Annotated in this window: 7 protein-coding genes and 1 pseudogene; all 8 read left to right on the top strand. The window is 74.0% G+C overall.

Annotated elements, in window-relative coordinates:
* Positions 1 to 242, top strand: a pseudogene (locus NWP09_RS09750) (hypothetical protein); the annotation flags it as partial.
* Between the two features lie 57 nt (positions 243 to 299).
* Positions 300 to 857 (top strand): bifunctional pyr operon transcriptional regulator/uracil phosphoribosyltransferase PyrR, encoded by a 558-nt coding sequence (pyrR, locus tag NWP09_RS09745; RefSeq protein ID WP_258275321.1) that lies wholly within the window; start codon positions 300 to 302, stop codon positions 855 to 857.
* Positions 854 to 1,819, top strand: coding sequence for an aspartate carbamoyltransferase catalytic subunit (locus tag NWP09_RS09740; protein ID WP_258275320.1), 966 nt, complete (start codon positions 854 to 856; stop codon positions 1,817 to 1,819). The genes pyrR and NWP09_RS09740 overlap by 4 nt, the downstream gene beginning before the upstream one ends.
* A complete protein-coding gene (locus NWP09_RS09735) occupies positions 1,816 to 3,114 on the top strand; it encodes a dihydroorotase (RefSeq protein ID WP_258275319.1) in 1,299 nt (432 codons plus the stop codon). Before NWP09_RS09740 ends, NWP09_RS09735 begins: the two co-directional genes overlap by 4 nt.
* Entirely contained in the window at positions 3,111 to 3,593 is a 483-nt protein-coding gene (locus tag NWP09_RS09730) for a hypothetical protein (RefSeq protein WP_258275318.1), read from the top strand. The genes NWP09_RS09735 and NWP09_RS09730 overlap by 4 nt, the downstream gene beginning before the upstream one ends.
* Complete coding sequence (carA, locus tag NWP09_RS09725; RefSeq protein ID WP_258275317.1) at positions 3,590 to 4,807, top strand: glutamine-hydrolyzing carbamoyl-phosphate synthase small subunit; 1,218 nt, start codon at positions 3,590 to 3,592, stop codon at positions 4,805 to 4,807. The genes NWP09_RS09730 and carA overlap by 4 nt, the downstream gene beginning before the upstream one ends.
* A complete protein-coding gene (carB, locus tag NWP09_RS09720; RefSeq protein ID WP_258275316.1) occupies positions 4,807 to 8,079 on the top strand; it encodes a carbamoyl-phosphate synthase large subunit in 3,273 nt (1,090 codons plus the stop codon). The genes carA and carB overlap by 1 nt, the downstream gene beginning before the upstream one ends.
* Positions 8,076 to 8,567: orotidine-5'-phosphate decarboxylase (gene pyrF, locus NWP09_RS09715; protein ID WP_258275315.1), on the top strand; the 492-nt coding region annotated here is incomplete at its 3' end. The genes carB and pyrF, both read left to right, overlap by 4 nt.

The following is an 8,567-nucleotide window of genomic DNA, read 5'->3' as shown; positions in this document are numbered from 1 at the left end:
GCATCCAGGCGCGCCGCGAGCCGCCGGCGCGCGTGACGCAGGCGTTCCAGCGCCGGCTCGAGACCGTGCTCGTGCGGCTCGCGGAACCGGGCGAGGCGGCGCCGGTGCCGCTGCCGCTGCGGATCGCGCAGCGGGTGCCCGCGATGCGGCACGCCATGGGGCGCTTCGTCGGGCTCGGGCTCCGGCCCGAGCACCTCGCACCCGACGCGCGCGAACCGCGCCGGGCGCGGCCGACCCGGTAGGATGGACTCATCAGACAACCTTGAAGCCCGTCCTGTGAGGCGGAGAAGGGAGTCGCTGTGACTCAAGCCCCCGGAGCGCGCACCGTGCTCGGGCCCGACGAGATCGGCCGGGCGCTCACACGCATCGCCCACGAGATCCTCGAGGCGAACCACGGGCCGGACGACCTCATCCTGCTCGGGATCCCCACGCGCGGCGCCCACCTCGCGCAGCGCCTCGCCGACCGCCTCGGCGAGATCACCGGCATCGACTTCGACGCCCGCGTCGGGGCGCTCGACGTCACGATGCACCGCGACGACCTGCGCGGCCGCCCCACTCGTGCGAGCCACCCGACCCGCGTGCCCGCCGAGGGCATCGACGACCGGGTCGTCGTGCTCGTCGACGACGTCCTCTACTCGGGGCGGACCATCCGCGCCGCCCTCGACGCGCTCGCCGACCTCGGCCGCCCTCGGGCCGTGCGGCTCGCCGTGCTCGTCGACCGCGGGCACCGCGAGCTGCCGATCCGCGCGGACTCCGTGGGCAAGAACCTGCCGAGCGCGCGGAGCGAGCACGTCCGCATCCTGCTCTCCGAGGTGGACGGCCGCGACGCCGTCACGATCGAGGGCGGGGCCGCGTGAGGCACCTGCTCACGGCCGCCATGCCGCGGGACGAGGCTGTCGCGCTCCTCGACCTCGCCGAGGACATGCACCAGATCCAGGACCGCGAGCTCAAGAAGCTCCCGGCGCTGCGGGGCCGCACGGTCGTCAACCTCTTCTTCGAGGACTCGACGCGCACGCGCTCGTCGTTCGAGATCGCCGGCAAGTGGCTCTCGGCCGACGTCATCAACGTCTCGGGCAAGGGCTCGAGCGTGTCGAAGGGGGAGTCGCTCCGCGACACGGGCCTCACGATCGCCGCGATGGGCGTCGACGGGGTCGTCGTGCGCTCAGGCGCCTCCGGCGCGCCCGCGCTGCTCGCCGACTGGATCGGCCGGCCCGTGGTGAACGCGGGCGACGGCACCCACGAGCACCCCACGCAAGCGCTGCTCGACGCGTTCGCGCTCCGCCGCCGGATCCACGGAGACGCCGCGCGCGGCGCCGGGCTCGACGGCGTGCGCGTCGCGATCGTCGGCGACATCGCCCACTCGCGCGTCGCGCGCTCGAACGCGCTGCTGCTGCCCGCGCTCGGCGCGGAGGTGACGCTCGTCGGCCCGCCCTCGTTCCTGCCGCCCGCCGCGAGCGACGGCACGCGGCTCGGCGTGCGCGCCGAGACGAGCCTCGACGCCGTGCTCGACGAGCGGCCCGACGCGATCATGCTGCTGCGCGTGCAGCTCGAGCGCCAGGCGGGCCACGTCGCGCCGAGCCCGGCCGAGTACATCACCGGCTGGTCGCTCACGGACGAGCGGCTCGCGCACGTCGAGGGCGCGCACATCCTGCACCCAGGGCCCATGAACCGCGGCCTCGAGCTCTCGAGCCGGGCCGCCGACTCGGACCGCTCCGCGGTGCTCGAGCAGGTCACCGCCGGCGTCTCGGTGCGCATGGCCGTGCTCTACTCGCTCCTCGCATCCGACCACCCGTCGCCCGACCACGGAGGCGCCCGATGACGACGCTGCTCACCGGCGCCGCCGTGCTCGGCGGCGCGCCGCGCGACCTCGCGATCGAGGGCGGCGCGCTCGTCGACCCCGAGACCGTCGACCGCGACGCCGCCGAGACGATCGACGCATCCGGCCTCATCGCGCTGCCGGGCCTCGTCGACCTGCACGCCCACCTCCGGCAGCCCGGCGGCGAGCAGGCCGAGACCGTCGCGAGCGGCGTGCGCGCCGCGGCCGCCGGCGGCTACACGTGCGTGTTCGCGATGGCGAACACGAACCCGGTCGCCGACACCCCGGCGGTCGTCGAGCAGGTGCACCGCCTGGGGCTCGAGGCCGGGCTCGCCACCGTCCGCCCCATCGGAGCCGTGACCGCGGGCCTGCGGGGGGAGCGGCTCGCCGACATGACGATGCTCGCGCGCAGCGCCGCCCGGGTCACCGTCTTCAGCGACGACGGCGCGTGCGTCGCCGATGCCGAGCTCATGCGGCGCGCGCTCGAGCACGCCGCCGCGCTCGGCGCGGTCGTCGCTCAGCACGCGCAGGATCCCGCGCTCACCCGCGGGGCCGTCATGCACGAGAGCCCCCTCGCGGCCGAGCTCGGCCTCACCGGCTGGCCGTCGGTCGCGGAGGCGTCGATCGTCGCGCGCGACGCGATGCTCGCCGAGGCGACCGGCGCGCGGCTGCACGTGTGCCACGTCTCCACGCGCGAGACCGTCGAGGTCGTGCGCGCCGCGAAGGCGCGCGGCATCGCGATCACCGCCGAGGTCACGCCGCACCATCTCCTGCTCACCGAGGAGCTCGTGCGGTCGTACGACGGGCGCTTCAAGGTGAACCCGCCGCTGCGCGCCGAGCGCGACGTGCACGCGCTCCGCGAGGCGCTCGCCGACGGCACGATCGACATCGTCGCGACCGACCACGCCCCCCACGCGCCCGAGGCCAAGCAGACGGCGTTCGCGGATGCGGCCTTCGGCATGGTCGGGCTCGAGACCGCGCTCGGTGCGGTGCAGCTGGCCATGGTCGAGACGGGGCTGCTCGACTGGGCGGGCGTCGCGCGCGTCATGTCGACCGCGCCCGCGGCGATCGGCCGGGAGCCGGGCTACGACCGCCCGCTCGAGGTCGGCGCGCCCGCGCACGTCGTGCTCGTCGACCCGGCCGCGCGCAGCGTCGTCGAGACGAGCACCCTCAAGGGCCGCTCGGCGAACTCGCCGTTCCTCGGCGTCGAGCTGCCGGGCCGCGTGCTGCACGTGTGGCACGGGGGCCGGCGCACCGTCGCCGCCGGCGAGGTCGTGACCGGGGGAGGCGAGCGATGACCAAGGAGGCGTTCGCGCTCCTGAGCGCCGGCATCGTCGCGCTGCTCGCGCTGCTCGCGGTGCTCGGAGTGCTCGCGCACCGCCGCCGGCAGCGCGACATCGAGCCGCCGCTGCCCTGGACCGACGCGGTGCCGACCCTCGTCGTCGAGGCGCTCTACGTCGCGACGACGCGCGCCGGCGACCCCTACCAGCGCGTGTTCGCGCACGGGCTCGGCTTCCGCGGCCGCACGAGCCTCGCGATCGACCCGGCGGGCGTGCAGCTCGTCGCCGACCGCACGCCCGTGCGCATCCCCGCCTCGCGCATCCGCTCCGTGGAGCGAGCGACCTGGACCATCGACCGCGTCGTCGAGCCCGGTGGGATCATCGTGATCGCCCACTCGCTCGGCGCGGACGTCGACACCTACCTCCGTGTGATCGGCGACGACACGGCCGCGTTCGACGCGCTCCGTGCCCTCGCCCGGGAAGGAGCACCCTCATGACCACCCCCGCACCCGCTGCCCTCGTGCTGGAGGACGGCACGATCTACCGCGGCACCGCCTACGGCGCCACCGGCCGCGCGCTCGGCGAGGCCGTCTTCGCGACCGGCATGACCGGCTACCAGGAGACGCTCACCGACCCGTCCTACGCCGGTCAGATCGTCGTGCAGACCGCGCCGCACATCGGCAACACGGGCGTGAACGCCGAGGACGCCGAGTCGCGACGCGCGTGGCCCGCCGGCTACGTCGTGCGCGCCGCGAGCCGCGTCGTCTCGAACTGGCGCGCCGAGGGCTCGCTCGGCGCGCAGCTCGAGCAGGACGGCATCGTCGGCATCGCCGGCGTCGACACGCGCGCGATCACCCGCAGGCTGCGCGACGCGGGCGCGATGCGCGCGGGCGTCTTCTCGGGCGACGCCCTCTCGAGCGACGAGGCGATGCTCGCCGCCGTGCGCGAGAGCCCCGCGATGGCCGGGCGCAGCCTCGCCGAGGTCGTCTCGACGCGCGAGCCCTACCGGCTCCCCGCCGAGGGCGAGTCGATCGGCACGCTCGCCGTGCTCGACCTCGGAGTCAAGGCATCCACCCTCAAGTACCTGCAGCAGCAGGGCTTCGACCTCGTCGTGCTGCCCCAGGACGCCTCCCTCGAGGAGGTGCTCGCGCACGAGCCGATCGCCGCGTTCTACTCGAACGGCCCCGGCGACCCCGCCGCGAGCGACCGCCAGGTCGAGCTCCTCCAGGGCCTGCTGCGCGAGGACCTGCCGTTCTTCGGCATCTGCTTCGGCAACCAGCTGCTGGGCCGCGCGCTCGGCTTCGGCACCTACAAGCTGCCGTTCGGGCACCGCGGCATCAACCAGCCCGTGCTCGACACCGCGACCGGCCGCGTCGAGATCACGAGCCAGAACCACGGCTTCGCGGTCGACGCGCCGCTGCACGTCGAGCTCGACAGCCCCGCGGGCTTCGGGCGCGTCGAGGTGAGCCACTTCTCGCTGAACGACGAGGTGGTCGAGGGGCTGCGCGCGCTCGACATCCCCGCGTTCAGCGTGCAGTACCACCCGGAGGCCGCCGCGGGCCCGAACGACGCCCACCACCTCTTCCGCCGCTTCCGCGAGCTCGTGCTCGCGCACCGCGAGGGCGCGCGCCCCACCGGCGCCGACACGACGACCGACGACGTGCGCGCCGCCGCGAGCTCCCACTCCGACTCCGACCAGAAGGACGCCTAGTGCCCAAGCGCGACGACATCCGCTCCGTCCTCGTCATCGGCTCCGGGCCGATCGTCATCGGCCAGGCCGCCGAGTTCGACTACTCCGGCACCCAGGCGTGCCGCGTGCTCCGCGAGGAGGGGGTGCGCGTCATCCTCGTCAACTCCAACCCGGCGACGATCATGACCGACCCCGACTTCGCCGACGCGACCTACATCGAGCCCATCACCCCCGAGGTCATCGAGACGATCATCGTCAAGGAGCGGCCCGACGCGATCCTGCCGACGCTCGGCGGCCAGACGGCCCTCAACGCGGCGATCGCGCTGCACGAGCAGGGCATCCTCGAGCGCCACGGCGTCGAGCTCATCGGCGCGAAGGTCGACGCGATCCAGCGCGGCGAGGACCGCCAGCTCTTCAAGCAGCTCGTGCTCGACGCGGGCGCCGACGTCGCCTCGAGCGCGATCGCGCGCAGCGTCGACGACGCGATCGCGTTCGCCGAGCAGTACGGCTACCCCGTGGTCGTGCGCCCCTCGTTCACGATGGGCGGCCTCGGCTCGGGCTTCGCGCACGACGAGGAGGAGCTGCGCCGCTTCGTGGGCGACGGCATCCACTCCTCGACGATCGGCGAGGTCCTGCTCGAGGAGTCGATCCTCGGCTGGAAGGAGTACGAGCTCGAGCTCATGCGCGACCAGGCCGACAACACGGTCGTCGTGTGCTCGATCGAGAACGTCGACGCCGTCGGCGTGCACACGGGCGACTCGATCACCGTCGCGCCCGCGCTCACCCTCACCGACCGCGAGTACCAGCGGCTGCGCGACATCGGCATCGACATCATCCGGCGCGTGGGCGTCGACACGGGCGGCTGCAACATCCAGTTCGCCGTCGACCCCGCGACGGGCCGCATCATCGTCATCGAGATGAACCCGCGCGTCTCGCGCTCCTCGGCGCTCGCGTCGAAGGCGACGGGCTTCCCGATCGCGAAGATCGCGGCGAAGCTCGCGCTCGGCTACCGCCTCGACGAGATCCCGAACGACATCACGAAGGTCACGCCGGCCTCGTTCGAGCCGGCGCTCGACTACGTCGTCGTGAAGGTGCCGCGGTTCAACTTCGAGAAGTTCCCGGCGGCGGATGCGACGCTCACGACGACCATGAAGTCGGTCGGCGAGGCGATGGCGATCGGCCGCACCTACGCGCAGGCCCTGCAGAAGGCGCTGCGCTCGCTCGAGAAGCGCGGCTCGTCGTTCCACTGGGACGGGGAGCCGGGCGACGCCGCCGAGCTGCTCGAGCGCGCGAGCGTGCCCACCGACGGGCGGATCGTGACGCTCCAGCAGGCGCTGCGCGCGGGGGCCACGATCGAGCAGGCGCACGAGGCGACCGGCATCGACCCGTGGTTCCTCGACCAGATCGTGCTGATCAACGAGGTCGCCGACGCCATCCGCGAGGGCGACCTCGACGAGCCCCGCCTGCGGCTCGCGAAGGAGCACGGCTTCTCGGACGCCCAGATCGCGCAGCTGCGCGGCATCGAGGAGGCCGCAGTGCGCGAGGCGCGCTGGGCAGCCGGCGTGCGCCCGGTCTACAAGACGGTCGACACGTGCGCGGGGGAGTTCCCGGCGCTCACGCCGTACCACTACTCGAGCTACGACCTCGAGACGGAGGTCGCGCCGAGCGACCGGCGGAAGGTCATCATCCTCGGCTCGGGCCCGAACCGCATCGGGCAGGGCATCGAGTTCGACTACTCGTGCGTGCACGCGTCGTTCGCGCTCTCGGACGCGGGCTTCGAGACCATCATGGTCAACTGCAACCCCGAGACCGTCTCGACCGACTACGACACGAGCGACCGGCTCTACTTCGAGCCGCTCACGCTCGAGGACGTGCTCGAGATCGTGCACGTCGAGCAGCAGGCGGGCGAGCTCGTCGGCGTCATCGTGCAGCTCGGCGGGCAGACGCCGCTCGGCCTCGCGCGCGGGCTCGAGGCGGCGGGCGTGCCGATCCTCGGCACCACGCCCGATGCGATCGACGCGGCCGAGGAGCGGGGGCTCTTCCAGCGCATCCTCGACGGCGCCGGGCTCGTCGCGCCGCGCAACGGCACCGCGACGACCGAGCAGGAGGCGGTCGAGATCGCGGAGGGCATCGGCTACCCCGTGCTCGTGCGCCCGTCGTTCGTGCTCGGCGGCCGCGGCATGGAGATCGTGTACGACACCGCGAGCCTGCACGGCTACTTCGACCGCATCGCGAGCCACGGCATCGTGGGCCCGCAGGCGCCGCTCCTCGTCGACCACTTCCTCGACGACGCGATCGAGATCGACGTCGACGCGATCTTCGACGGCGAGGAGCTGTACGTCGGCGGCATCCTCGAGCACATCGAGGAGGCCGGCATCCACTCGGGCGACTCGTCGTGCACGCTCCCGCCCGTCGGCCTCGGCCGCGCGCAGCTCGAGGAGATCCGCGACGCGACGCACCGCATCGCGGCGGGCCTCGACGTGCGGGGTCCGATCAACGTGCAGTTCGCGTACGGCGCGGGCGTGCTCCACGTCATCGAGGCGAACCCGCGCGCGAGCCGCACCGTGCCGTTCGTCGCGAAGGCGATCGGCACGCCGATCGCGAAGGCGAACGCGCGCGTGCTCGCGGGCGCGACGATCGCGGAGCTCCGCGCCGAGGGCCTGCTGCCCGAGCGCGACGGCACGATCATGCCGATCGACGCGCCCGTCGCGGTCAAGGAGGCCGTGCTGCCGTTCCGCCGCTTCCGCACCGCCGACGGCCGCATGGTCGACTCGCTGCTCGGCCCGGAGATGCGCTCGACGGGCGAGGTGATGGGCATCGACCGCGACTTCCCGACCGCGTTCGCGAAGAGCCAGGCCGCCGCCTACGGCGGGCTGCCGACCTCGGGCACCGTGTTCGTCTCGCTCTCCGACCGCGACAAGCGGCAGGCGGTGCTGCCCATGCACCGGCTGCAGCAGCTCGGCTTCGACCTCGTCGCCACGACCGGCACGGCCGAGGTGCTCGCGCGCAACGGCATCGCGGTGCGCACGGTGCGGAAGCACTCCGAGGCGGGCGAGGAGCCGTCGATCGTCGACCTCATCGACGCCGGCGAGATCGACATCATCATCAACACCCCGACCGGCGGCACGGCGCGCGCTGACGGCTACGAGATCCGCGCGGCGACCGTCGCGGGCGACAAGGCCCTGTTCACGACGGTCGCCCAGCTCGGCGCGGCGGTCGCGGCGATCGAGGCCGCGCGCGAGCCGTTCGAGGTGACGAGCCTGCAGGAGTACCACGCGCGGCGGTCGGCGTGACCTTCGTCGCCCGGCTCGCCGCGGCCGTCGCCGACCGCGGGGCGCTGTGCGTCGGCATCGACCCGCATCCCGCGCTGCTCGAGCGCTGGGGGGTCGGGGCGGATGCGCCGGGCGCGGAGCGCTTCGGCCGCACGGTCGTCGAGGCGGCGGCCGGGCGCGTCGGGGTGATCAAGCCCCAGGTGGCGCTCTTCGAGGCGCTCGGCCCAGCGGGCCTCGTCGCGCTCGAGCGCGTGCTCGCCGACGCGCGCGGCGCGGGCCTCATCACGATCGCCGACGCGAAGCGGGGCGACATCGGCTCGACGACGCTCGGCTACGCCGCGGCGTGGCTCGAGCCTGGCGCGCCGCTCGAGGCCGACGCGCTCACGGCGAGCCCGTACCTCGGCGTCGGCGCGCTCGAGGGGCTCTTCGCCGCCGCCGAGCGCGCCGCCAAGGGCGTGTTCGTGCTCGCGGCGACGTCGAACCCCGAGGGCGCGGCGATCCAGCGCGCC

It is taken from the genome of Agrococcus sp. HG114, assembly GCF_024723325.1.
Taxonomy (GTDB): Bacteria; Actinomycetota; Actinomycetes; order Actinomycetales; family Microbacteriaceae; genus Agrococcus.
The sequence above is the reverse complement of the archived record's forward strand: the minus strand, read 5'-3'. Positions and strand labels throughout refer to the sequence as shown.